The sequence below is a fragment of the Rasiella sp. SM2506 genome, assembly GCF_050859505.1.
Classification (GTDB): domain Bacteria; phylum Bacteroidota; class Bacteroidia; order Flavobacteriales; family Flavobacteriaceae; genus Marinirhabdus.
In genome coordinates this window covers 1,918,374-1,944,153 of sequence record NZ_CP193934.1, presented here as the reverse complement: position 1 = coordinate 1,944,153, position 25,780 = coordinate 1,918,374, and the positions used below count along the sequence as shown (strand labels likewise).

Sequence of the window (25,780 nt, the reverse complement as noted above, 5' to 3'; positions counted from 1 at the left end):
CTGTTTACTTTTTCATTATCTCTGCAAGCATTTTAAAAATAATTCGCTTCGGTTTGTTTGCGTCTGCGTGAAAATCTATTATATCAATCAGCTGTTGAACGATCTTTTAAATATTTTATAGAGAGGCCGTAATCTGTTTTCATAGCTATGCAACTCTGCTCCAATTTTGCTGCCTTCGTAAAACTTTCCGTACATAACTTCTAAAGTGTGATCTACTACAAGGTCTTAGAAAGTGGAGCTCATCGTAATGAAGTAAAAGTAGCTTACAGTTAGGCAGTAAGAAATGACATGTATCAGTTTTGAAATTTTTCATCTGAAATAGTACGATTTGTATAATCGCTAATCTTTGAAAAGAGAATTTTTACATTTTTGCTGCAACTTTCTACTAAAATTGAAATAGCATCTGCCTCTTCAAAACAATTCATATCACATTCGTTTAGAAGTGTAAGCTTATTCTCAAACTTAGAAACACGGTTTTTTAAGAGTTCGATTCTCTCTAAATAATGGGTTGCTGTAGTGGTATAATTATCCCATACATTATTAGTATCTAACCTATCAAAATAAATTTTTGTTTTGTATAATTTGTTTTTCATACAATCCAGTTGCTCTGCCGTTCGTTGCAAAGTGGATTTCCATATTAAGGCTTCCATATGCATATCACGTTCTAACGTTTCTGTTTTCATAATTTTAATTTTAGGGTGTTTTTTTTGTGAGGAGTGCGCCACTTAAATAAGTGAATACATCAGACTTCAATTCTAAAAATATAGTACTCAGTTTTATGTAATCCTTCGTAAAGTGTTTTTGTCTCTCATAATAAAAATCGTCTATCGAAAGAGTATCCTCTTTAGAATAATTTTCGAGACTTTCCTTAAATATTTTTACCTCATTACTAAATGTCGCTACCCTTTTTGACACCTTGTCTATTTGGGTAAGGTACTTCGTAAAGCGTTCGAACATATTGGGTACATTCTGTTTAAAAATGGGCGCGGTGAGTAGTTGCTTTATAAATGCAAGATCCTGTTCCATATATGGGGTTATCGAAAACCACACGGGTGTTTCTAGTCTTGAAATTAGTTGTGCCGGAGTTTGAGATTCCATTCCTATTGAAATTAATTTTTGAAAATTCTAAAGTAGCACAGAAAATTCCATCAAAAAATGATAAATATCATTTAGTCATAGCACTAACCTATCTAATTTTCAAGAATCGAATTCAAAGAAAATTAAATCCTGGAAAAACATATTTATAATGTAGATCTCGACTGGAATTAAGACCGAAAGGGAATCGTAAGCTCCCCAGAAATAAACGAAGGTAATACGGTTTCCGCCAACTGTATTGAGGTAGCAACACCACCATAATTCCCTAAGGGATTGCCTAATATATGGTCTCCCGAACATTTATTCACTGCCTCGGTGAGTAGTTGTCTAATGACTACTTTTTTGGCCATTGCAGAACACTCAAAATTGGAATTTTCAGCTTTCAGTTGCAAGTCGAGTGGTATTTTAGAGAATGTGGAAGGAAAGTTTCTAATGACGGAAATAGTATTGAAACCCACAGTTTTTATTAAAAACGAAAAAGATGTTGAGCGTGCAAAACGTATTGTTGAAAAATCTGAAGCTGCTTGTTTAATTTCCAACTCTATAAAATCTAACATCACCATGAAAATAGAGGTACTAGTGCGGTCTTAGTTGTTTCAGGTATGTTAACACTCTCCCGCCAGTAACCATCCCACTCCCTGCTAGTACTATTTTCGGGCGTGGATTGTCTATCATCTCCTAGGTTTCCTTGTATGATTTTATGCTATTCATTGAAGTTTCAGAAAAGTCGGTTGGGATGACAATTTTTTTCATTATAAAGCATTTAAATGCTTCAAAAACAAACACATATAACTTATTAAAAAATGACAATTATCAGCAACACGATTTTTAATCAACGTAGCGATTTGAGATTACTCGTGTAGTACCAAGAAAGGAATGTGCATATGGTAGCTTATTCTTGTTACTTGCGGTTTAAACAATAGGCGTTGAAAGAAATTTAAATTTTTTGCAATCATTGCTACCATATCTATTCGCATTGTAGTTACAAAGGACTGCAAAGCGTTTTCTAGATTGGGATCTTCAATTACATGGAAACTATGTGGAATATCACACAATCGCTCCTTTAATAGCTCCCGATTACTGTTCTGAAAATTATCCAAGGGTTTTTGTGTCTGGGCAACCCGTAAAATTTTTATGGAAGAGTGAGAGACCCTTGAGATAGCTAGCAAAGTGTCTATTACCTTATGTTTATAAAGCATATTGAAATCTGTAGGAAAACCAATGGTGAGAGGATTTTTAAAAGAAGCTTCTTCTGGTATCACCAGTATGGGGCACTTTACGCGAGTTATGACTGCGCCTGTCCTACTACCTAGTGTCATTTCTTTTAAACCTGAAGCGCCTTTGGTTCCCATGACCATAAAATTAATATTCTCTTTTAGAATAAAATTTCTTATGCCCTCTACAAAAGGTGCCTGTACAACAGACTTTTTAAACGTATGCTTTGGGTTTGGATAATGAGTATACACTTTTTGCATCCAGGCATCCATTTCAGAGTTTATATGATTTGGCACATCTTTTTTTGTAGAAACTCCTGAGTAGTGCAGGTTTTGATCGCTACTATTTTGAAGTGAAATATCAATATGCAAAAAATGAAACGTAATGGTTTCCTTTTTAAAAAATCGCAACGCATACTGTGTTGCATTCCACGCATTCTGAGAAAAATCGGTTGGGATTAATAATTGTTGCATTGTACTTTTTGTATATTCAAAAGTATTAATGCCTCTTATAATGGAATATGATAAAAGTCAGTTCTTTAAGTTATTCTATTGTTTCGAGTGCCTGAAGTTGTATTATTTTTATATTTCGGCCTTCAATTTCGATCAATCCCTTTTTCTTAAATTCTGAAAGTGTACGTATCAAACTCTCGGTTGCAATACCCGCGACACTAGCTAAATCACTACGAGAAATTTTAATAGCTTCGTCTGGTTTTTTATTGAGAACACGTGTAAATTGTAGAATTGTCTGCGCTGTTTTTTTTCTAACAGAACTATAGGCCATTTGTAGTAGCTGTTCCTTTATTTCTGTGATATTGTCGGTAAGAACATTCAGTAGTTCTAATGAAACGTTTTGGTTTTTACCAAGTATATTTTTGAGTTCATTCTTTAAAATTCCTGATAGTTCTACATCTTCAACGGCAGTAGCAGTCTCTTCATAGCGTATGTTATGATCAAAGGAAGTAAAACCTAAAAAACTGTCTGTCTTGTATAAGTTTGTGATTAACTCTTTGCCGCTATCTTCTGTCTGAGAGCACTTTACAATACCTTTTGTTATTAGATAAACATAATTAGAGTGCCCCCCTCTTTTATAGATAACGTCTCCCTTGGCAAAAGATTTTATATCCCCTGTATCGTCAAATAAGTTCTTAAGTTCATGGAGGTTTCTTATGTTCCCTTCATTTTCTTTTTTTTTTGAAGTTGAATCAAGTGCTTTAGACAGTATTTCTGCTTTGGCCAGTCTGCTTTCAATAGCACTTATAAGTTCGTCTTCTTCAAAGGGCTTGGTAAGGTAGTCGTCTGCACCCAAATCCATTCCTTTTCTAATTTCTTTATGTTCTGTTCTTGCAGATAAAAAGATAAATGGAATGTGTGTTGTCGTAGGTTCTAATGAAACTGCCTCTAAAACACCATAACCATCTACCTCAGGCATCATGATATCACAAACAATAATATCTGGAAGTTGTTTTTTTGCTACCTCGATTCCAATTTTACCATTGGGTGCCATAAATACCGTGTAATTAGCAAGCTCTAATAACTCTGCTGTATTCTCACGTAATGCCGTATCGTCTTCAATTAAAAGGATCGTTTTCATAATTATTCGTCATTACTTAACGGCAGTGTTACTTTAAATGTAGTACCTACGTTAGGTTTACTTGTAAAGATAATGGTGCCGCCTAAATTCTCCAAGTGTGTTTTCACAATGTTTAACCCTATACCAGTACCTTGATTAAGCAAAGCATTTTCTGCTCTAAAATATCGATTAAAAATATATTTCTGTTCGTCTTCAGGAATTCCAATCCCTTCATCACTTATCGTTAGGATCAATAATTTCTTTTCTTCTTTTGCTGTTAGGTATATCATAGAATTTTCAGAAGAATACTTAATCGCATTATTCACCAGATTCGTCAAAATAAGTTCTAATATCTTCTCATCAAAATCAATAAAAATGGCATCTATATTTTCAGGGTATTCTATATGCTGTCCTTCTTTAAGCAACATATTTGCATCATAAATTACTTCGTTCACTACCTTGCTCAATGGGAAATTGGTAAACTTATAATTTACTTTTCCACTTTCCATACGTTCAATAGATAAAAAGTCATTGATAATATTATTAAGGTATTTTACTTTACCTTGAATGGTTTTTAAATGTTTTTCCCGCTTATCCTGCTGCTCTTCTTTCACATATTTTCCTGCAAGGGTTGCAGAAGTGAGTATGCCACTTAAAGGTGTCTTAAATTCGTGTGACACCAACGAGAGAAATTTAGTTTTCAACTCTCCCAACTCCTTTTCTTTATTAAGAGCTTCTTCCAGTTGGCGAGTGCGTTCTGTAACGGTGTTTTCTAATTTTTGCGTGTATTGTTCTTGCTCGGTTATATCTAAAATAATGGCAACCAAGGTGTCGATATCTCCAGTAGAGGATTTTTGTAAATGTACTTCTACCGGATAGGTAGAACCATCTTTACGCCTATGCAATGTGTTAAATTTCAGCTTATTTAAAGAACCCTTAATCAAGGGTTCAATCTTTTCCATAAATTCTTTCCTGCTATAATCTGGTTTGATATCGACGGGCGTCATTCTTCTAAGTTCCTCTATATTGTATCCTATATTTGATAACGCTCCTTTATTTACATTAATAAAAAAAAGCGTCTGTGCATCAAAAATAAAGATCTCATTAAGAGATTCATTAAATATATTGGCCCAATGTTTTAATTCTTGCTCCGCTTTTTTTCGAATCGAAATATCAATGACCAATGCCATTACGTAGTCATTTTCATAAACTGAAAAAGGATTAAGCCCTGCCTCAACGGGAAATTGTGAACCATCTTTACGACGACCATATAAATCCCGACCGTGACCCATCTGACGTTTACCACTATCTTTCATAAAACCTTTCACATGTTTGTGGTGGCCACTATGGTACTTTTTAGGGATCAAGATATCTAAATGCTGCCCAAGAAGCTCTTCTTCATCATAACCAAAAAGTAAATTCGCTGCCATATTTGTTGCTACTATTGTCTGCGTAGTATTAACAATGACGATTCCTTCAGAAATAGCTTCTGATAGAATTTTAAACACATTACTCCCTTTTTTAAAAACCTCCATACTTCAAAAATACCAAATATATATTTGAATTCTAACTGATAAATATCATAGTCTAGCCCATGTCTCAAATGTATTTTTACAATATAAATAATATAGTACGATGAATAAAATAAATACCCCCGAAATAGTATTCTACCAGAAATTAGGTGAATTATTCTACGCAGTAGCCGCGGCAGACAGGGTAGTGCGTGAAGCAGAATACAAAGTTTTAAGCACACTAGTAGAAGAGGAATGGAAGCAAATGGATGACTATCAAGACCAATTTGGGGCAGATGCAGTATACCAAATAGCTATTGTGTTTGAGTGGTTTGATTATGAACGTATGGATGCCGAAGACTGTCTCACGGGTTTTAGCAATTATTATAAAAAACACAAAAAATTATTTTCAGTAAAAAGAAAACAACTCATTTTAAGAACCATAGATAAAATCGCGAATTCGTTTCGAGGTACCAACAAAAGTGAGCTTATTATGATTACAAAACTTAAAATGCTTTTTAATACCAACTAATTCCCCAACTATGAAATATCTTGTTTTATCACTTATTACGATGGTACTCTTCTCTTGTAACGATGCTAAAGAACACACCAAAGGAGCTATAAAAAAAGCACCTCAAACGATTGACAAAGGTGTGGAGTCTTTTGAAGAAGTATTACCCTTCGATTCTATCTATAATACTCATAACGATACTGAATTAAGAAAGACTAAATCTATTGTGATAAAAAGACAAAATCTTATCGATAAAAAAGATGATAAATTAGAATTAGAAACGTTGGTCATACAAAAGACTTTTAATAAAGAAGAAGATTTATATTTAATTGATTTTACCTATCCTTATCTAAACGAAAACCTCAAAGAATCGTATCACAACTTCAATGAATATCTGGAGAAAACCTATATGGATATTGCTGGTGTAGAAGCTAGTATTCTAGAAGATAAAGAACTCATTTGTGATACACTGCACATTAATAGGTTTAAAGAAAAGCGTTTTGTTGATTATAAAATTTACAATCGAAATGAAAAACTTATTAGTGTGCTGTTTTACAAAGAGAATTATTACGCTGGAACTTTGCATCCATCATACACATTCGATTGTTTGAACTTTGATTTAGAGCGCTCCGTATTTATGAATTATGAAGACTTTTTTAATAAGGGCACTGAAGAAGAAATGACTACCATATTAAATGAAGTGCTTACCGAAAAAATTAATAGCGGCGATATCTATTACGATTGCTGGGAAATCTCTTTTGAAGATTTTTTTGAATACAAAGACAATTTTGTAATAGATGATTTAAAAGTGGAATATTATTTTGATGATTGTATAATGTGTCCGTCCTACACAGGCACCTTTTCAATCGAGATTCCTTTAGAGCGCTTGTTGCCAGTACTTAGAAAGTATAAATTAAACCCGCTTATTCTTTGAAAAGAGAGGGTATGCTAGCCTACACTATATACATTACATTTATGTATAGAAAACAGTAACTATATGGAGGAAACATCTGAAACATTAGACACGTACTTAGACAACCATTACATACACCGAAGTAATTGGTTAAGAGCTGCGGTGCTTGGAGCTAATGATGGTATTTTATCTACTGCAAGTATTGCGATAGGTGTTGCGGCGGCAACCGACGTAAGAGATCCTATTATTTTAGCAACGTTGGCAGGGCTAGTTGCTGGTGCATTATCGATGGCAGCTGGAGAGTATGTTTCGGTGAGTTCACAAACTGATGTAGAGCAGGCAGATATTGAAAGAGAAAAAATAGAATTAGAAGAAATGCCAGAAATTGAATTACAACGACTAGCAGAAATTTATGAAAAAAGAGGTCTTAAAAAAGAAACCGCTCTCATGGTTGCTAAAGAATTAACGGAACATGATGTTCTTGGTGCCCACGTGAGAGATGAGTTGGGAATTAATGAGCTAAGTCAAGCAAAACCTATACAAGCAGCCTTAGCTTCGGGAGCGGCATTTACTTTAGGCGGAGTGCTTCCTTTACTAGTAGCACTATTTCTTCCTTTAAAAAATATTGAATATTTCCTTTATGGCTCTGCACTCATATTTCTTATAATCTTAGGAATTGTGGCTGCTAAAACTGGAGGTTCAGGAATTGGAAAAGCTATTGTAAGAATAACTTTTTGGGGAACAGCAGCAATGGGATTGACTGCGTTAGTTGGGTATTTATTTAATGTTATTTAAGAGGGAACTATTGTAATAATTTAAAAAAAATAGTCCTTCATTAAAGGATGCCGTCACGAAAACACGATTACGAATGCTATTTTAATTTTAAAAACTGAAGGATGAGACTGTACGCCAAAATATATGTTTTTGCCTATGTGCTACTCGTAGTTACCATGTTCGTACTACCCTTATTTTCTTTTAACGGGTACTCATTAACTCAAAATACAATTAGTGAATTGGGCGCACAGAAAGTACCTGGCAATTGGCTGGCGAACACCACAATTATAGTCCTTAGCCTTGCTATTGTAGTTTTGGCCACAAAACAAATAGTAACCTACTGGAAACAGCTAACGGCACTGTATTTTTTTTGTACCACTTTGTTATTTACTGGCGTTTATCAACTTGCGGGATTAGATGCACATCAGCATATTTTCAATTATACAAGCGATGCTTTGCATTCCCTTTTTTCTATGCTTACTGGTTTTGCCTTTGGTCTATTTTGTATCTTACTTATCTTTATACTTAAAAAAAGGAAACACCAATGGCAAACTTTTGGTGTCTTCTGTCTGGCATTTATCGTTCCTCTACTCATGTGGCAATACCCGGAATATAGAGGTATTTATGAACGCATCTTATTTTTGGTTTCTTTTGGATGGTTATTTTATGCTCTAACTACCTATCAATTTAAGAATAGAAAGATGTCTGGCTCAAGAACAAAACATTATAATGCATTAAAAAAACATTTACATACAGATGAAAAGTAACTTTCAAACTATTATCAATTCTGAAATACCAGTACTCGTTGACTTTTTCGCGGAGTGGTGTGGTCCTTGTAAAGCACTTGCCCCTATTCTAATTCAAGTTAAAGAAGAATTAGGAGCTGCTGTTAAAATCGTAAAAATTGATGTCGATAAAAATCAGTCATTGGCCGCCCAATATCAGGTTCGCGGAGTTCCTACGATGCTATTATTCAAAAATGGTGAGCAAGTATGGCGACAATCTGGAGTGCTTCAGAAAAATGAAATTATAACCATTATCAACTCGAAGTAACCAGAGTAATGTATATAGGATAGTAGCGAAATAATTAAATTTTATGAGGTTTGCTAAACAGGTAGTACGTTTATCTAGCATCGAAATTCATATATATGTTTTTAACAGCACTAATTGATAAATAAAATTTGAGATGTTTTTCGGAAACCAGAAGCTTCGTGAAGTATACTATCAAAAAAAACAGACAATCTATGTATGTTAGATGCTGACCGGTTACAAACTCGAAAACAGCAACAAAAGATGCCTCCCAATGAACGTGAAAACAGCTTTTTCTATACTGATTGAGATTGCTTTAAACACCCTTATAAATAATAGATAATGATTTATACTTCCTTCTGTACGCATAGCATAGTCCCATTATAAAGAACTTAATACACAACGTTATGATAAAGACCTTAGATACTAAAGAAAAAATGTTATTGCTTAGCTCAAATTATATTGGTAGTCTGGGCTATATATTTCAAAATAAATCTTTTGTCGTGCCAATCACCTACTTCTATAACAAAGAACAAGATAACATTATATGCTACTCAGCAAACGGACATAAGATTACTGCTCTGCGAAAAAATAACGCAGTTGCATTATCTGTAACTACTATAAATTCGATGAACGATTGGAAATCGATTATGGTTCAAGGCACTTATAAAGAAATGAAAGGTGTTACTGCGAAAGCTTTATTACATCAATTCTCATTAGGTGTAAAAGACCTTATTTTACGAAAAGAATTACAGGACATGGATTTTATAAGTCAGTTTTCCAGTAAAATCTATAAAGATGACACACCTATTGTATTCACCATCAATATTGAAGAAATTACCGGAAGAATGCGGAAATTTTTAAATTAAAAACTGTTATCTCACGAATCTACTTTTCTTAGAAACCAGACCTCAACAGCTACACTTTAAAGGTCATAATAGGAAGATCGCTATGATTTACAATCGCTTCGCCAACATTTTCAGAAAAGTAATGTGCCAAACCTCGTCTGCCGTGTGTAGGAATCACAACCAAATCTGCTTCAACCTCGTTGCTGAAGTTGTAAATCCCATTCTCTAATCTATAGTCGCAATAATATGCTGTAGTATCATAAACATCGGTAGTATCAATGCCGCTATGCAACATAAATGCAAAGGCACGTTCCTGCATTTGTTGGTTACTTAGGAATTTTTCTGGCGTATTGATAAAAACTACTTGAAACTCCGCTCCAATTTTTTTAAAGAAATTCCAGGCATTTTTAAATGGTTCAACAAAATCCATATTGAAGTCACACGCAAACACAACCTTTTCCATTTTAAAATTATTCGTTCTATTCTTAACCACTAGTACAGGTATTTCGGAAGTACGAACTACTTTTTCGGTATTGGAACCTACAAATACTTCTTTTAAGCCTGTGGCGCCGTGAGAACCCATTACAATCAAGTCGGTATCAAAATCTTTAGCCACTCTCTGTATCTCATGAAATTCTTTATAGTTCTGAACCGTAGTTTCAACATGAATATTTTTCAAATAGTCTTTGTCTAAAAATTCACTAAATCGTTTTTCGGCTAACTTCATATAGTAAATAGCTTCAAACATTTCTTGGGATTCATCTTTGGTCAAAACAGCTTCAGAAAGCCCCATCATATGTAGGACGACTAAAGAAGCCTTATGTTTTCTAGCTATGGTGGCTGCCACTTGTAGGGCATATTCTGAATGTTCAGAAAAATCGATGGGTATCAGTATTTTTTTCATCTAAGAGGATATATTTTGGTTCGTAAATTTTGCTTTTCGCTTTTTTAGTTGTGTTTCAATATCTTTTATGGTTTCCTTGACCGCCATCTCAAAATTATTTTCGTTGGAAGTAGCAAAAATCTTAGGTCCGGGAAGGCTCACTTCCATTTCGCAGATATGTCCTTTTTCCGTTGGATCATTTTCCATTTTAAAGTACACTTCGGTACGAATAACCCATTGATATTTTTTTGAAATCTTCTGAAGCATTTTTGTTACATATGCGGACATACTCTCACTGGTCTTCATTTTAACGTACTGGATGTTTAGCATCATAATTAAATAGTAATAATGAACATCAAATATATTGTGAAGTGCTCAGGATAACTATGATATTTATCAGTCTTAAAACTTATGACCACCAACTATCTACCTAGCTTTATTTTAAAAAAGTAAACATCTCAATGATAGCATTCACTCGCATTTAACCAGACATACATGCCACCACCGTAACCCTTTCCATGACGTTTTATTGGAAACTATAGGCAACATGGTAGGTGATAAAAATTTACGGGCTATGCAGCATTATGCGAAAATCGCAGACCGAAAGGTGAATGAGGACATGAAACTATCACAAGAAAAAATGACGGCCGATATAAAAGATGAGGATACAAAGAATTGTAAAAAGTAGTCGAATTATGGCTTATAAAATATTCGTTATTTATTTCTTGATTTACTAACTAAGTATTACTGTGCACATTAAAAGGAATCACTTCGGTGATAATAATCTAAAATTCTTACTCTAAGTTCATATTCATACTTTGCGTTAGCAATATTTACTTGTGCATTTTCTAAGTTATTCTTACTTATTATATACTCAACGCTATTAGAAACTCCGTTTTCAAAACGTATTTCATTAATTCTAAAAGACTCTGCATATGCCGTAACTTGCTTTTCCAGTACTTTGTATCGCTCATATGCAGCTAGCATAGTATTATGAGACTGTTCGATAGCCTGTTTAATTTCTAGTTGTGTTCTTTCCAAAGCAACTTGTGCTTCTTTTTTCTTGATTTTTTCCAAGGCTATAGTATTCTTTACCTGAAACCCATTAAAAATGGGGATACTTACGGCCATACCAAAAGCTGAGTTCACATTATTTTCAAATTGGTCCTGATATGAGATATCTTCAGCGATAAAATTTGTCTGATTGGTAAAAACTGGAATGTTGGTAGCATCGACGGTTACAAAATCTCCTGTTTCCAGAATTGAACTGCCTGTTTCTGTAAATAGACGAGCAGCACTGGAATAATTAGTACTCACATTTGCGAAAACACTTACTTGAGGTATGTATTGTGCTCTTGCCACCGCTATTCCTTTCTCGGCTGCTTCAAGTCTTAACGTACGCGCTTTAAAAGTTGGTAAGTTTTCAAGTGCATCGTTATAAACTTCTTCTGCGGAAGCTTTATAGGGTTCAAAATTAATTAAGATTTCTAGTTGCTTAGCAGTAATCTTTTGGCTCGTGTTCAATAATTGATTCAGGTTTAATTCGGCAGTTTTTAGACTGTTTGTTACTGTAATAAGTGTAGCTTTATCATTAGAAATCTGTCCCTGTAAGTCGCGAAATTCTGCTGGATTCCCACTTTCTTCATCAAACAAGACTTTAAGTCGTTTTAGTTGCTCGTTTGTACTTTCCAGTCTTGTTTCTGTAAGTAAAACTACATCCCTAGCATTAAGCACCTGAAGAAAGGCAAGGGTAACATCAATAGCGAGATTTTGTTTTGCTTCTGCCACTTCCATTTCACTTGCTGCTCTATTCAGCTTAGATTGCTTAAGACTATTTAATAATCTAAACCCATTAAAAATTACTGCATCCAAACTTAGGCGTGCATTGGAAAAGGTGAGTTGTTCATTTACAAAATCGTTCGTAAAAGGATCTATACTACGTCCTTGAGACACACCTAGATTATAATCTCCGTTAATACTTGGTAATAAAGTATTACGATTTTGTTTAAAATTAATCTGAGCCGTTTCATAAGATAACTTTGCCAACTGCTGGTCATAATTATTTTCGAATGCAATGTCTATGCAATCTTCGAGGGTATAGGTTTCACTTTGTGCGAAACTTTGAATCGATCCAGAAAAGACCAAAAACATTAAGATTTTAAAAGTCATTATGATTTATTTTGATTGATGATGTGTTCTTAGGCCTTACTTCGATCCCTCATGCCATCCAGCAGATGAATTGTACTTGTGCCATAGGAAGCATTCGCTTCAGAATGTGTTGCCTGAATTATGGTAACTCCTTCTTTATTGAGTTCGGCAAAGAGTTCCATAATTTCTTTGCTTTGTTGTGAGTTCAAATTTCCCGTAGGTTCATCTGCTAGGATGAGCTTGGGTTTTGCCACCAGGGCTCTTGCAATGCCTACAAGTTGTTGTTGCCCGCCACTTAGCTGACTAGGAAACAAATCTTTTTTTCCTACAATGTTAAATCGGTCCAGCATATCTGCCACTAGTGCTTTGCGTTCGGAACTTTTTACATTTTTGTACAGTAATGGCGTTTCAATATTCTCGTACACAGTAAGCTCATCGATTAAATGATATTGCTGAAACACAAATCCGATATATTCCTTATACAATTTGGATCTATTTTTCTCTTTCATACTGTGTACAGATTCTTCAAGAAAATTATATTCACCATCTTGAAACCCGTCCAGCATTCCTATTACATTCAGCAACGTAGATTTTCCAGAACCCGAAGGCCCCATGATGGAAATAAACTCACCTTCCTCTACTTGGAGATTGAGATTTTTTAAAAGAAAAATTCTTTGGCCTCCTTGAGAGACCCACTTGTTGATATTTTTTAGTTCTAGTATCATAATTTATTTTTGGTGCGTTTGTAAAAACGTTAACTCACAGCTACTCTGTTTTTAGACTCTTTACCGGGTTTTTCATTGCTGTTGACATTGTACGAATACTCATTATAATGAGAGAAATAAAAACCATCGAAATACCGCTTAGGATAAATACCCACCAACTCATTTCTGTTTTATAGGCAAAATCCTGTAACCAATTTCTGAGACCCCAATAGGATAAGGGCACGGCTATTATAAATGAAAGCCCAACAAGTACTAAAAATTCTTTGCATAATAGCACATTGAGTTCTGCTAAAGACGCACCAAGTACTTTACGAATGCCTATTTCTTTAGTTCTCCGCTCTGTAGTATGTATTACCAATCCCAACAATCCCAAACAGCTTATAAGTACAGAAAGACCTGTTGCCCAGTTAAGCAACGTGGAAATACGCTGCTCTTGGGTATAGAAGTTTGCAATAGTCTCGTCTATAAAAGTCACTTTAAAATCATTCTGGGGATATACTTTTTTAAATTCCTGTTCAACGTCTGAAAGCGTCTCTTTCCAATTTGCTGTAGATCCTGCTAATAGGATATGTGCATATCTAAAATTAGTTCGACGGCTTCTACCCCTATCGCCAGTAAACATAAGAGGGACAATCTCAGTTTTAAGTGACCGTTGATTAAAATCTGCCATGACACCTACTATGAGTTTTTCTTTACCGTTTATTTGTAAGTATTGATCCACAGCATCTTCTGGACTTTTAAAGCGAAAAGCACTTAGACTTGCTTGATTTATGACATACTCATCTATGGTGTCATTAAGTATGGTTCTACCCGCGAGTAATGGGATATTATAAATATCCAAATAGTTAGTATCACCATTTAAGACCTGTACATTTTTAACAATTTCCGTTTTATCTGTATTGTAAACAACTCTTCTTGTAGCCATATTTTGAGATGCGGGCGGCATTCCTCCAAGGCTTACTTTACCAATTTTAGATATTCCCTGAATACCCGTTTTTAAAAGTATTCTACTATCAGCAGAAATATCGCTCCATGGGGTTTCTATGTAAGCAATCGCGTCTGTTTTAAAACCTAAATCTTTATGCATTAAAAAATAAATCTGCTTCCCAACAAGTAGCGTGGCAATAATAAAAATCTGTGCGATCGAAAATTGGAAAACAGTAAGCACTTTACGCATCCCACTGCTTTTATTTGAAATGGTTTGGTCTCCTTTTAAAACTTTGGCTGGTTTAAAACTTGACAATACAAGACTAGGATAAATACCAGAAAGTAGCGCGACTGCAATAAATATAGTAACTATAAGCCCTATAATTTGAGGCTGCAGTATCATTGAGGCTGTAAGTCCGCTAGGGACAAATTCATCAAAAACACTAAGCATCCAGATGGACAGCACTACTGATACGATTGCGGCAATGCCAGTAATAACAAACGTCTCTGTTAAAAATTGAGTAATCAACTGCCTGCGAGAACCTCCTAAAGTTTTTCGCACGCCTATTTCTTTTGCCCTTTGGGTTGCTTGTGCTGTATTCAGGTTAATGAAATTAATACTTCCCAGAAGTAGTAAAAAAAGTCCTACCAAAGCAAGTCCTATTAAAATATCCTTACTTGCTTGATCTTCCTCATAACCATATATTCCATAATCGGTATTTAAGTGAAGCTCAGATAATGGTTGTAATACAAAATCCCTCGTTTGTCCAAATTTTATACGGTATTCATCTGTATGTAGCACAGCTAGTTTTTTTAGTTGTCTATTAATTGAAGTAAGTGCTGTTTTATCTGTAATTTTTACAAATAGTTGACTGGCAGAATTTGTGTTTCCCCAACTCTCTGTAAATATTTGCTCACCATCTTCTGTCTGTTTTGCAGTTTCTAAGGATACAAATTCTTGAAAAACCAGGTCTGTACGACCCTTTAGGTTTGCGACAACTCCTTTCACCACGGCAGTAATCGTTTCGTTGTATATTATTTGTTTTCCAACAATCGCTGCTGGAGAGAGTGATGGAAAATATGTTTTTGCGCGGTCTTCGGTGAGAATAACCTCATTTGGTTTATTTAAAATATCGTGGTTTGAGCCCGCAAGCCATTGATAAGAAAACATATCAAAATAATCCTGATTGGTAAAAATAATATGTTCAGGATCTCTGTAAATTTGATCGGAAATTGCTGTTTTAGACTGGTTCACCCACCAAATATTAAAGAAGGCAGATTGCTCAATACCCGTCATATTTTCTTTTACCTCCAGACGTAAAGGGGTGGTTACGCCATCATACTTTTCTAAACCTTCAGCAGTTTCTACATCTGTCACGATTCTATATATACGATCCCCATCCTTATGGAATTCATCAAATGTAAAATCATAGTACACCATCATCCCAATCACAAAAGCTGCACTGAGTCCAATAGAAAGACTAATGATATTAATCATAGAAAAAACCTTGTTCTTCCACAGATTTCTAAATGCTATTTTTAAATAATTTTTAAGCATACTTATTTTTTTAACCGTTACTCAGTTTTCAAACTCTTTATGGGGTTCACACTCGCTGCCTGTATACCTTTTATGCCTACTGTAAGAAATGCGATAAACATGGTTATAAGAGCCGAGGACACAAAAACCCAAGGACTAAGATCTATACGGTATGCAAAATCCTGTAACCAGTTTTTCATTATATAGTAGGCCAATGGAAATGCAATAATGAATGCAATCATGACGAGTTTCAGAAATTCTTTAGATAATAATGTTACGATTTGAGAGACCGAAGAGCCTAAGACTTTACGTATCCCTATCTCCTTTATTCTGCGTTCTGCGGTATAGGTAACCAGACCAAATAAGCCAAGGCAGGCTACAAAAATGGTGAGACCGGCAAATAAGGTGAGCGTATACCCCATTTTTCGTTCCGATACATACGTTTCATTAAATGCATCATCCAAAATGAAATAGTCAAAAACTTCTTTCGCATTGTAATGCAACCACGTAGTATTTGCCATCTCGATAAGCCCAGACATGTCTTTACTTCTTACTTTTACAATAAGACCTCCATACGGATTATTAAGCATTATAAGCGGTTCTACCTCTTGCTTTAATGACTTGAAGTGAAAATCTTTTACTACCCCGATAATAGTGAGTTCTTTTTTACCGTCATTGGTATCCCTTACAAACACCTCACCTACAGCATCATTCCCAAAACCGAGCGCTTTTCTAGCAGTCTCATTAATAATCACCTTATCATCTTCAATACCGAAGTCTTTAGAAAAATTACGACCAGAGACAAGTTCCATATTCATCGTGGGGATATATTGATCATCAATATCATAGGTAAACATTCTACGCAGGAACTGATCGTTTAGAAATATACCAGACATACTCACATCCGAATTTCCTGCGGGAGTATAAGCAGATTGTGTTATTTGAGAAACTCTCGCATCTGCCAATAACTCGTTCCTTAAAGCGTCAATATCGTTACCCAGTAAATAGGCATCTCTCAAAACAAGTAATTGGTCTTTGTCATAACCTAAATCCTTTTGTTGTATAAATTGCATCTGTTGCTCAACCACGAGTGTCGCTACAATCAATAAAGCTGAAATGATAAATTGAAAAATCACCAAACCACTGCGCAGGTTATTATTTCCAGAGCCACTAAATTTGCTTTTTATCGCTTTAATGGGTTTAAAAGAAGAAAGAAAAAATGCCGGATAGCCACCTGCTAAAAATGGTATGAAAATTAAAAAACCTACCAAAATTAAAATAATCTGTGGTTTCAGTAAATACGCAATATTTAAACGCTCCCCAGCAAGTTCATTAAATATAGGGAAGGCTATCATAAATATTCCAATAGCCAGCACTACTGCAATTACTGTTGCCATGAATGCTTCAACCATAAACTGGATGATAAGTCGTTTTCTAGTAGAGCCTAATACCTTACGTATGCCAACTTCCTTTGCTCTTTTTGAAGCAGATGCGGTTGAGAGATTCATAAAATTAATGCAGGCTATAAGCAGCATAAAAATTGCGATTGCCGTAAAAATATAAACCGTTTTAATATCTCCTCCTTGTTCAATTTGGGAGGTAGCTGTAAAATTGGATTTTAAATGTATGTCTGTAAGGGGTTGTAGCACTAAATTAACTTTGTTCTTTGAAGTAAATTCTGCATATGAAATACCTATTTCTGTTTTGATTTGTGGTCCCATGTATTTTTCTATCAGAGCTGGAACCTTCTTTTGAACAGCTGCGAGGTCCGTTCCTTCTTTTAGAACGAGATAGTTAAAGAATCCTGAATCTGTCCAAGATGTACTCTTAGCTGGTGCATATCCTTCTGTAGAGGCAAAAATGTTAAAGTGAAAATGAGAGTTAGACGGCACTTCATCAATTAACGCCGTGACAGTAAATCTATGGTCACCGTTCCGTTCAAGAACGAGCTGCTTACCTATGGGGTCTTCATTTCCAAAATACTTTTCGGCTTCTTTAGTAGTAATAACGATAGTATTAGGCTTCGCTAACGGCGTAAGGGCATCTCCTTTTACAATAGGTAATGTAAAGACTTCGAAAAAGTTAGGATCTACATAGGCAAATTTGCTATTTCTATAGCTGGTGTTATTATACGTGAGCTTAGGGTTATATAATTTATCAATACGCGTTCCGTCCAGTACTTCCGGAATATCTTCTATAAACGCGGCGCTCACGGGTGCCATTGTTACGGCTTCTTTCATCTGCTCGCCATTGATTGTTGCATTAAACACCACCCGTACCATACGATCTGCTTTTTCGTTATAACGATCGTAACTAAGTTCGTCGAAAACAAATAAGCTTATAAGCAGGCACGTAGCAATACCAAAGGATAGACCAATAATATTAATTGCAAACATTCCTTTGTTCTTATGAATGTTACGCCAGGCTATTTTGAGATTGGTTTTGAACATATTGTTTCTTATTTATTTACAGCTGCATAACGACGACAACAAAGTATAAATCCCATTAGTCCTAGTGTCATTGATGCTTACTATTTTCTGTTTTTTACTCCGTCTTTAAACTGTCCACAGGGTTTGCCATAGCTGCTCCTATAGTTCTTGTTCCTATTGTTATGGCAGCTATAGCTAAAGCAATGAAACCTGAGACTAAAAACACACCAATGTTTAAATCGATACGATAGGTATAGCCCTGCAGCCATTGTGAGGAGGCCCACCATGAGATTGGAGCTGCTATTACAAAAGCAACACACACTAATTTTAAAAAATCTTTTGTGAGTAATACTGCAATAGATTGTACACTCGCACCCACAACTTTTCTGATTCCTATTTCCTTTCGGCGCTGTGCAACAACCAATAATGAAATTGCAAAAAGACCGATACAACTTAATACGATGGCTAGGATGGAACCACTAGAAATCATGGTAGACATCTTACGCTCTTTTCGTAGCGTACGGTCTATATTTTCATCTAGATATGATCCTAAGAATTCGCGATCTGGCTCGACGATATTCCAAGCTTTCTCTATCTCTTTATAAGACTGCTCAAGGTTATCTGGAGTAACACGTATGTATGCATAGCGCACGCGACTGTTCTTATTCATAAATAAAGAAAGCGGTTCAATGCTTTTATCTAAATTTTGAAAGTTAAAATCTTTTAGAACTCCTATCACTTTATATGCTCCTAATTCATCAAGATTCATTACAATATCCAGTGGATTTTCTTCTGTAAACTGCGCTGCCATTGCTTCATTGATTATAACTGACAAAGTATCTGTTGCATAATTTCGGCTAAAAGTTCTTCCTGTGACGAGTTCCATATCTAGTGTCTCAGGATACTCATAATCTACCATAAGGATATTCGTCTTCACCTCACGCCCTTGATGTTCAAAACCTGTGACGCTGGTACTCGATGATTCATCCCGACCATATCCTAAAATATTACTCGAAGCAGATACACTTACGATGTCTGGTTTCGTTGAAAGCTCATTACGGAGTAATCTCAAGGTTTTTGAACCATCTTCCACACTATTCATAGGAATAGAAATAACCTGCTCTTTATTAAATCCAAGATCTTTAGTACGCATAAATTCCAACTGATTCCAAAGTACCAGCGTACCGCTTATGAGTACAATGGCTATACTAAACTGAATCACCATCAATACGTTGCGCACCCTGTTTTTACTATGTATTTCTATTGTACCTTTAAGTGCTTGTAGTGTACTAAGCTTGCTCATCAAATATGCAGGATAGCCTCCAGCAATAAACGTGATGGCTAAAAAGCTTAGGATTAGACCAATAATTAACGTAGGATTTGCTATGCTAGCAAAGGATGCTTTTGTTCTAAATAATTCTTGAAAAGGTTTAAGTAGTAGCACAGCGACTAGCCCCCCTAAAGAAACTGACACTAGAAACACAAATAAGCTCTCTCCCCAAAATTGAAGGAATAATTGCCCTTTATTAGCACCTAACGTTTTGCGCATTCCTATTTCGCGCAAGCGTTGTGCACCTTTTGCAATGCTCATATTTATAAAGTTGACGCTCGCAATAAATAAAATAAGTAAAGCAATCCCAAGGATAAGATATTCTAAAGTTTTACTCACAGTAAGCACTTTGTTTTCAATACTTACAAAGTTGCGATCTGTGAGCGGTAGAAGATTTATTTGACGGTAGTCACCGTTTACGTTCTTCTGTGCACCGTCTCTTTTTACTCTAGCGATATTATCAGCAAAATGTAGCTCAGAAAATGGTTTTGTCGCCGTTTCAAACTGAGCTGTGGTCACACCTTCTTCAAGCTGTATAAATACTTCATGGTTATGATTACTCCAGTCATCTAAATTTTGTGTGTACCAGTTTGCAGGGGCATTTGTAAAATTAAAAATAGCATCGGGCTTCAAAGAGCTCGTTAGTGGATACTCGGCTAAAATGGCTGTAATGACAACGGGTTTTAACGTTCCGTTATCTGGTAAATTAATAATTTTTCCTACGGGGTTTTCATCACCAAAAAGACGCTTTGCCGTTTCAAAAGACAGCACAGCAGATGCCTTATTGCTAAGTGGATTTTTTTCATCCCCTAAAGCTACTGGAAACGTAAACATCTTAAAAAAACTAGGGTCTGCCCAGATCATTCCTATATAGTGTTTTTTATTCCCTATAATCACCTCGACACCCCCATTTCTATATCGTGTTGTATATTTTATACCTGGAACTTCCTCCTGTAAAGCAGAAGCAAAAGGAACTGGGTTTGACAATGCAGATTCCGTTCCTTTTGGTCTTTCTTCGTTTGTATACACTTGAAAAATGGAATCTTTATTTGTATGAAACGTATCTGTAGATAGTTCAAAAAGCGCATACATACTCAATAAAAAGGCAACACCAAAAGCAGCCGTCAAGCCTATAATATTGAGCGCAGTAAACGTACGTTCCTTCCATAAATTCCTAAATGCTATTTTAATGTAGTTCCTAATCATAATTGATTTGTTTTTGAATGATGAAGTCTCTTCGTTATTCGATTTAATTTGTTATCAGTCCTTCGGTTATCGCTCAGGATAAACTACAGCGGATATCTAGTCCACCCGAGATCCTTATATTTTGTACTTTCGCGAAAGCTCAATTCCTATTAGACTTGTTAGGTTTCAAAAAATATGACAGATCTAAATTCCATCACTCCGTTTTCAAACTCTTCACTGGATTTGCCGTAGCTGCTTTAATGCTTTGATAACTTACTGTTAACGCAGCTATAATGGTTACCAGCAATACTGCTCCAACCAAAACTTCCCAACCTATAGTGGTGCGATACGAAAAATCTTGTAGCCAAGTGTGCATCGCGTACCAACCCAAGGGTAGTGCAATGACCGTGGCTATAGATACTAGTTTTAAAAAATCTATGGTAAGTCCAACTGTAATCTGACTCACGCTGGCACCTAAGACTTTACGCACACCTATCTCTTTAAAACGTCGTTGTGCATTAAAGGTAGCCAGTCCAAATAATCCAAGACAAGCAATAAAAATAGACAGTCCCGTGAAGATGAGAAGTATACTACTTATACGGCGATCCTTGCTATAGGTCTCCTCAAAATCTTCATCCATAAAACTATAATCAAAGGGCTGTCCAGGTGCTTGCTTTTTCCAAAGGTTTTCAATAAGTACTATGGTAGCCGTATAATCTTGAGATTGCATCTTTACAGCCATCATTCCGTTAGACTTATCAATAAATAGCGCTAGTGCACCTACTTTCTCACGCATCGATTCATAATGGAAGTTTTTAATTACTCCTATAACCGTATAATTTGGTGGATTATCTCCTTCATTAACCTCAGAAATTCGAGTACCTAAGGCTTCGTTTGCACTTAACCCCAAGGTGAGTAAGCTCGCTTCATTAATGATTACTGCTTCCGCATCTGTAGTGATATTTTTATCAAAGTCTCTACCTGCAACAAATTGTATCCCCAAGGTGTTGACATAATCATAGTCTATTTTCCATTCTTGTAACTGTAGTGCATCGCCAGGGTTTGTTTTCCCTTCTAAAAAATATGTACTGTTAGACCTATTAGATGGTGTGGGCATTTGGCTACTTATAGTTACACTCTTAACAGCTCCTATTTTTTTCACTTCAGCTTTAAAAGCGTCGAGTTGATTCCCCGCAGAGAACACATTGTCGATAAGTAAAACCTGTTCTTTGTCAAACCCCAAATCTTTATTCTGTATGAATTTGAGCTGTTTAAAAACGACTAGTGTGCCTATAATAAGCACGACCGCCACCGTAAATTGAAATATGACCAAACCACTGCGCACCACACCGCCGCCTATTTTACCTTTAATCTCTCCTTTTAAAGTTTCTACGGGCTTAAAGCGAGACATAAAAAAAGCAGGATAACTCCCGGAAATAAATCCTAATAATAAGGTAACTATCAATATCACCAACCAAAACAATGGATTTTCGAGAGGAATTCTAATGTCTTTTTGAGCAAGTTTATTAAAGTATGGCAACACTAAAAGTGATACCCCAAAAGCGATGACCATCGCAACAACTGCTACCAGTTGTGACTCGCTTATAAATTGCCATATCAACGTACTCTTACTAGACCCGAGTGTCTTGCGTATGCCTATCTCTCTAGCACGTCGCAAGGATTGTGCTGTCGAAAGGTTCATAAAATTAACACAAGCAAGAAATACTAAAAAAAAACCGATTATTCCCAAAATATAAACATCTTGAATACTCCCGGTCTCACTCATCTCTGTCGCACGATCTGAGTGCAGATAAATATCTTTAAAGGATGTAGTGTGATAATCAATATAATCTCCAGAGGCAGAAAAGGCCTCAGGAGTCATTGTTGGGAACACTGTTTTTGCCCAGGGTAGCATATAGGTTTCTAGCATACCCGCTACTTTTTTATCAAAGGTCTCAACGTCAGTTTCTGGTTTTAGTTTTACGTAGGTGTAATAGTTCATACTTCCCCACAAGTCTCCTTTTGAGTCTGGATGACCGTCCATCGCCATAAAAATACCGTGGTCTTTAAGAAAAGAATTCTTAGGAAGATCCTCTACAACGCCAGTAACTTTATAAGTGGTTTTGTTGCTTAGTAACACTGTTTTTCCTACTACATCTGTGGTGTTAAAAACTCTCTGCGCGACAGATTCACTAAGCACTAGCGTATTTGCATTGCTAAGTGCCGTTTCCTCGTTGCCTGCTAAGAGTTGAATGCCGAAAAACTCAAAAAAGCTAGGATCTACATAGGTTGCATCGCTTCCCTTCGTATTTTCCTGCGTTTCAGTACTTCGTATGAGTAACTCCCCTCGGTCACGGAACCGTACCGTACTCTCTACTTCAGGAAAGTCTCTCTTCATAACACCTGCCATAGGTGCAGATGCTTCTGCGGTTTTTATTTCGGCACCACCAAATTTTACATCCGTATCAATACGATGGATGCGATCTGCATCTACAAACATCTTATTGTAGCTTAACTCATCGATGATAAATAGGGTAATGAGCAAGCTCCCCACCATCCCCACAGCGAGTCCAAGAATATTAATACCTGTAAACAGCGGTTGCCGTTTTAAGTTTCTAAATCCTATTTTAATGTAATTCTTGAGCATAACTTATATTTTTTGACTGATGAGGTCTGTTCGTTCTTTGATTGATGTGCTGCTGTCGAAGGTTTCCATATAATTTTAGCTTTCACAAAAATTACTCAACCGCCTTTACTTTGGATTCACTTAATATCCGCGAAAGCGTTTCTTTTGTCCACACAAGAGATATTAATATTTTAACGCTCCTGAATTAAATTCGGAAGATGTTTTCGCAAAAGCGTGTTAAATCTCCACCGATGTATACGCTGAAAGTACATTCTCCGTCACTTTCTGCCCATCCAGCATTCTTATAATACGATGACTGTATTTTGCATCGTGCTCACTGTGGGTAACCATAATGATAGTAGTTCCTGCGGCATTTAGTTCTGTTAATAAATCCATCACCTCGTTACCGTTGCTACTATCCAAATTTCCTGTAGGCTCATCTGCAAGGATTAATTTTGGATTATTTACGACAGCTCTAGCAACGGCCACCCGCTGTTGTTGTCCACCAGAAAGTTGCTGTGGAAAGTGCTTACGACGGTGCATAATCTGCATTTTTTCGAGCACCTCTTCAACACGCTTTTTACGCTCTGCTGCAGGTACTTTTGTGTAGATTAATGGGAGTTCTACATTTTCATATACAGTAAGTTCATCAATAAGATTAAAGCTTTGGAATACGAAACCTATATTGTGTTTGCGTAAATCTGCACGCTTACGTTCGTTAAATCCAGCCACCTCAATGCCGTTAAAGATGAAACTTCCACCATCTGGATCATCCAGTAATCCAAGAATATTCAATAGTGTAGACTTCCCACAACCTGATGGCCCCATAATGGCGACAAACTCACCTTGCTGTACACTAAATGAAAGCTTGTTTAATGCTACTGTACGCACTTCCTCTGTAGCGTAATATTTTTCTAAATCTGTAATCGTAATCATACTCTTATTTATTTATAAATAATTGATTGTTGTGAAGCAGGAAGAGATTTTCTTACTACATTTTGTTGAAACTATTTTGTTATAACCAAACTCAAAAAGAGATCTTTACATCAAAATAACTCCGTATGTTGTTTAGCTTGATTAAAACCTTTGCTCTCTAATTCGCGTAGATCTCGCCTGTTCTTTTGCAAAGGCTTTCGCTTTCCAAACTCGATTTAATCTTAGTGGTTCGTTTAAAGATCTCATAATTATTATTTTTTAATTACTTATTAATTTGAATTGTAATACTTATTCTTTCAAGACTAATTCCTGAACTTCTCCATAGTTGTCATAACTACTCGTAATTACTTTATCTCCTGGCTCAAGCCCTGATACTACTTCGTAATACTCTGTATTCTGAGAACCCAGAGTGATGGCTACTTTATAAGCTGTATTTCCATCTTCACTCACTTTAAAAATCCAGTTACCCCCTGTTTTTTGAAAGAAACCACCTTTTGGAATAAGTAATGCCTGTTTTTCATCACTTAATGCGAGACGAATCTGTAATGTTTGTCCACGACGTATTCCTTCTGCTTCTTTTTGAAACTGCATATCTACTTGAAATCTCCCGTTAGTCACCTGTGTATACACCTTTTTAATCTCCAAGGTGTACAGCTCGTTGTTGTAGGTAAAGCTTCCAGTTTGTCCCGTATAAATTCTGGAAATATAGTGTTCGTCAATATCTGCTCGTACTTTGAAACCACTCAATACATCAATTTGGCCCAAGCGTTCTCCTTTGTTCTTGGATTGACCTATTTCTGCATCTAAGGATGTTAATTGACCATCTACAGGCGCTCGCACTACCAAATCTGCAACCTTACGTCGCATTAACTCTAGTGCATTTTGTGTTCTTTGATAGGAGTTACGTGCCTGCCCTCCTTCAATTTTTACCGAGATAGAATCCTGTGCAAGAATCTGATTACTCAAAGCCATCCGTTCTTTCTGATAGTTGTAGTTATTTTCAGCTTGAATAAGATCTTGACGCGCTATAGCGTCTTTATCGTACAGCTTTTTATTAAGATCATAGACACGCTTTGCTTCTATAAGACTATTTTCTACATCTGTAAATTGATTTACACGGTTAATCGTATTTTGACGTGCAGCATTCTGGGATATTTGCATTTGAGTGAGCAAATTATACACCTGCGTTTCTTGATTTACGAGACTCAATTCAAGATCTGTATTTGAAAGTCTAAGGATGGGATCTCCTTTTTTCATTATCGCCCCGTCTTCTACAAATTTTTCTTCAACGCGGCCACCTTCTAGTGCATCAAGGTAAATTGTGGTTATGGGAAGTATAATTCCATTCACAGGAATATTTTCTTGAAAAACGCCTAGGGTAGCACTATTAATACTAATTCGTTCTTTTTCTACATTAAGCTTTGACCCTCCCATGCTTGAGATAAGCACAAATACGATTAACCCCAAGATAGCAACACCTCCAAGGAGGTAGCCTATTTTTTTTGCGTTAAAACGTTTTTTTTCTAAAGGTATGTCCATTGGTATAATATGTTCAGTATTTTAAATCTACTAATCCTACTAGAAAG

22 protein-coding genes and 1 pseudogene are annotated in these 25,780 nt (G+C 35.9%); 7 read left to right on the top strand and 16 right to left on the bottom strand.

Going from position 1 to position 25,780, the window contains the following annotated elements:
• Positions 1–293 precede the first annotated feature (293 nt).
• Together ACQ2HF_RS08805 and ACQ2HF_RS08800 are read right to left on the bottom strand one after the other, a co-directional pair.
• Positions 294–683 (bottom strand): hypothetical protein, encoded by a 390-nt coding sequence (locus tag ACQ2HF_RS08805; RefSeq protein ID WP_432410062.1) that lies wholly within the window; start codon positions 681–683, stop codon positions 294–296.
• 10 nt (positions 684–693) lie between these two features.
• A complete protein-coding gene (locus ACQ2HF_RS08800) occupies positions 694–1,098 on the bottom strand; it encodes a hypothetical protein (RefSeq protein ID WP_432410061.1) in 405 nt (134 codons plus the stop codon).
• A gap of 327 nt (positions 1,099–1,425) precedes the next feature.
• On the opposite strand from ACQ2HF_RS08800, the gene ACQ2HF_RS08795 reads away from it, so the two are divergent.
• The gene (locus ACQ2HF_RS08795) at positions 1,426–1,686 is read left to right on the top strand and encodes an OsmC family protein (RefSeq protein ID WP_432410060.1); all 261 of its coding nucleotides are present in this window, start codon (positions 1,426–1,428) and stop codon (positions 1,684–1,686) included.
• Here the strand turns inward: ACQ2HF_RS08795 and ACQ2HF_RS08790 are convergent.
• The 4 genes and pseudogenes from ACQ2HF_RS08790 to ACQ2HF_RS08775 all read right to left on the bottom strand — a co-directional run.
• A pseudogene (locus ACQ2HF_RS08790) lies at positions 1,684–1,803 on the bottom strand (hypothetical protein); the annotation flags it as partial. The gene ACQ2HF_RS08795 and the pseudogene ACQ2HF_RS08790 sit on opposite strands and share 3 nt — an antisense overlap.
• A 143-nt stretch (positions 1,804–1,946) precedes the next feature.
• Positions 1,947–2,783: a universal stress protein gene (locus tag ACQ2HF_RS08785; protein WP_432410059.1), complete on the bottom strand. Its 837-nt coding sequence runs from the start codon at positions 2,781–2,783 to the stop codon at positions 1,947–1,949.
• A gap of 70 nt (positions 2,784–2,853) precedes the next feature.
• On the bottom strand, positions 2,854–3,903 hold the full coding sequence (locus ACQ2HF_RS08780; RefSeq protein ID WP_432410058.1) for a response regulator: 1,050 nt from the start codon (positions 3,901–3,903) through the stop codon (positions 2,854–2,856).
• A gap of 2 nt (positions 3,904–3,905) precedes the next feature.
• On the bottom strand, positions 3,906–5,417 hold the full coding sequence (locus tag ACQ2HF_RS08775; RefSeq protein WP_432410057.1) for a PAS domain-containing sensor histidine kinase: 1,512 nt from the start codon (positions 5,415–5,417) through the stop codon (positions 3,906–3,908).
• A gap of 100 nt (positions 5,418–5,517) precedes the next feature.
• On the opposite strand from ACQ2HF_RS08775, the gene ACQ2HF_RS08770 reads away from it, so the two are divergent.
• From ACQ2HF_RS08770 to ACQ2HF_RS08745, 6 genes are all read left to right on the top strand, one after another.
• Positions 5,518–5,925: a hypothetical protein gene (locus ACQ2HF_RS08770; RefSeq protein WP_432410056.1), complete on the top strand. Its 408-nt coding sequence runs from the start codon at positions 5,518–5,520 to the stop codon at positions 5,923–5,925.
• 10 nt (positions 5,926–5,935) lie between these two features.
• Positions 5,936–6,838, top strand: coding sequence for a hypothetical protein (locus ACQ2HF_RS08765; RefSeq protein ID WP_432410055.1), 903 nt, complete (start codon positions 5,936–5,938; stop codon positions 6,836–6,838).
• Between the two features lie 63 nt (positions 6,839–6,901).
• A complete protein-coding gene (locus ACQ2HF_RS08760; protein WP_432410054.1) occupies positions 6,902–7,612 on the top strand; it encodes a VIT1/CCC1 transporter family protein in 711 nt (236 codons plus the stop codon).
• 101 nt (positions 7,613–7,713) lie between these two features.
• The gene (locus tag ACQ2HF_RS08755; RefSeq protein WP_432410053.1) at positions 7,714–8,358 is read left to right on the top strand and encodes a DUF998 domain-containing protein; all 645 of its coding nucleotides are present in this window, start codon (positions 7,714–7,716) and stop codon (positions 8,356–8,358) included.
• A complete protein-coding gene (gene trxA / locus ACQ2HF_RS08750; protein ID WP_432410052.1) occupies positions 8,348–8,644 on the top strand; it encodes a thioredoxin in 297 nt (98 codons plus the stop codon). The genes ACQ2HF_RS08755 and trxA overlap by 11 nt, the downstream gene beginning before the upstream one ends.
• 383 nt (positions 8,645–9,027) lie before the next feature.
• Positions 9,028–9,489 carry a pyridoxamine 5'-phosphate oxidase family protein gene (locus ACQ2HF_RS08745; RefSeq protein WP_432410051.1) on the top strand — a complete coding sequence of 154 codons (462 nt, stop codon included), beginning with the start codon at positions 9,028–9,030 and terminating at the stop codon, positions 9,487–9,489.
• Positions 9,490–9,538: 49 nt separating this feature from the next.
• Here ACQ2HF_RS08745 and ACQ2HF_RS08740 read toward each other — a convergent pair whose 3' ends face one another.
• The 10 genes from ACQ2HF_RS08740 to ACQ2HF_RS08695 all read right to left on the bottom strand — a co-directional run bounded on the left by ACQ2HF_RS08740 (position 9,539) and on the right by ACQ2HF_RS08695 (position 25,733).
• Positions 9,539–10,372 carry a universal stress protein gene (locus ACQ2HF_RS08740; protein WP_432410050.1) on the bottom strand — a complete coding sequence of 278 codons (834 nt, stop codon included), beginning with the start codon at positions 10,370–10,372 and terminating at the stop codon, positions 9,539–9,541.
• The gene (hpf, locus tag ACQ2HF_RS08735; RefSeq protein ID WP_432410049.1) at positions 10,373–10,684 is read right to left on the bottom strand and encodes a ribosome hibernation-promoting factor, HPF/YfiA family; all 312 of its coding nucleotides are present in this window, start codon (positions 10,682–10,684) and stop codon (positions 10,373–10,375) included.
• Positions 10,685–11,107: 423 nt separating this feature from the next.
• Positions 11,108–12,520 (bottom strand): TolC family protein, encoded by a 1,413-nt coding sequence (locus tag ACQ2HF_RS08730; RefSeq protein WP_432410048.1) that lies wholly within the window; start codon positions 12,518–12,520, stop codon positions 11,108–11,110.
• A 29-nt stretch (positions 12,521–12,549) separates the two neighbouring features.
• Entirely contained in the window at positions 12,550–13,224 is a 675-nt protein-coding gene (locus ACQ2HF_RS08725) for an ABC transporter ATP-binding protein (protein ID WP_432410047.1), read from the bottom strand.
• A gap of 40 nt (positions 13,225–13,264) precedes the next feature.
• The gene (locus ACQ2HF_RS08720) at positions 13,265–15,649 is read right to left on the bottom strand and encodes an ABC transporter permease (RefSeq protein ID WP_432410046.1); all 2,385 of its coding nucleotides are present in this window, start codon (positions 15,647–15,649) and stop codon (positions 13,265–13,267) included.
• Positions 15,650–15,726: 77 nt separating this feature from the next.
• Positions 15,727–18,138: an ABC transporter permease gene (locus ACQ2HF_RS08715; RefSeq protein ID WP_432410045.1), complete on the bottom strand. Its 2,412-nt coding sequence runs from the start codon at positions 18,136–18,138 to the stop codon at positions 15,727–15,729.
• A 94-nt stretch (positions 18,139–18,232) separates the two neighbouring features.
• Positions 18,233–20,653, bottom strand: a complete 2,421-nt coding sequence (locus ACQ2HF_RS08710; protein ID WP_432410044.1) for an ABC transporter permease — start codon at positions 20,651–20,653, stop codon at positions 18,233–18,235.
• Between the two features lie 193 nt (positions 20,654–20,846).
• A complete protein-coding gene (locus ACQ2HF_RS08705; RefSeq protein WP_432410043.1) occupies positions 20,847–23,279 on the bottom strand; it encodes an ABC transporter permease in 2,433 nt (810 codons plus the stop codon).
• 216 nt (positions 23,280–23,495) lie between these two features.
• A complete protein-coding gene (locus ACQ2HF_RS08700) occupies positions 23,496–24,194 on the bottom strand; it encodes an ABC transporter ATP-binding protein (RefSeq protein WP_432410042.1) in 699 nt (232 codons plus the stop codon).
• 288 nt (positions 24,195–24,482) lie between these two features.
• Complete coding sequence (locus ACQ2HF_RS08695; RefSeq protein WP_432410041.1) at positions 24,483–25,733, bottom strand: efflux RND transporter periplasmic adaptor subunit; 1,251 nt, start codon at positions 25,731–25,733, stop codon at positions 24,483–24,485.
• Positions 25,734–25,780: the final 47 nt, after the last annotated feature.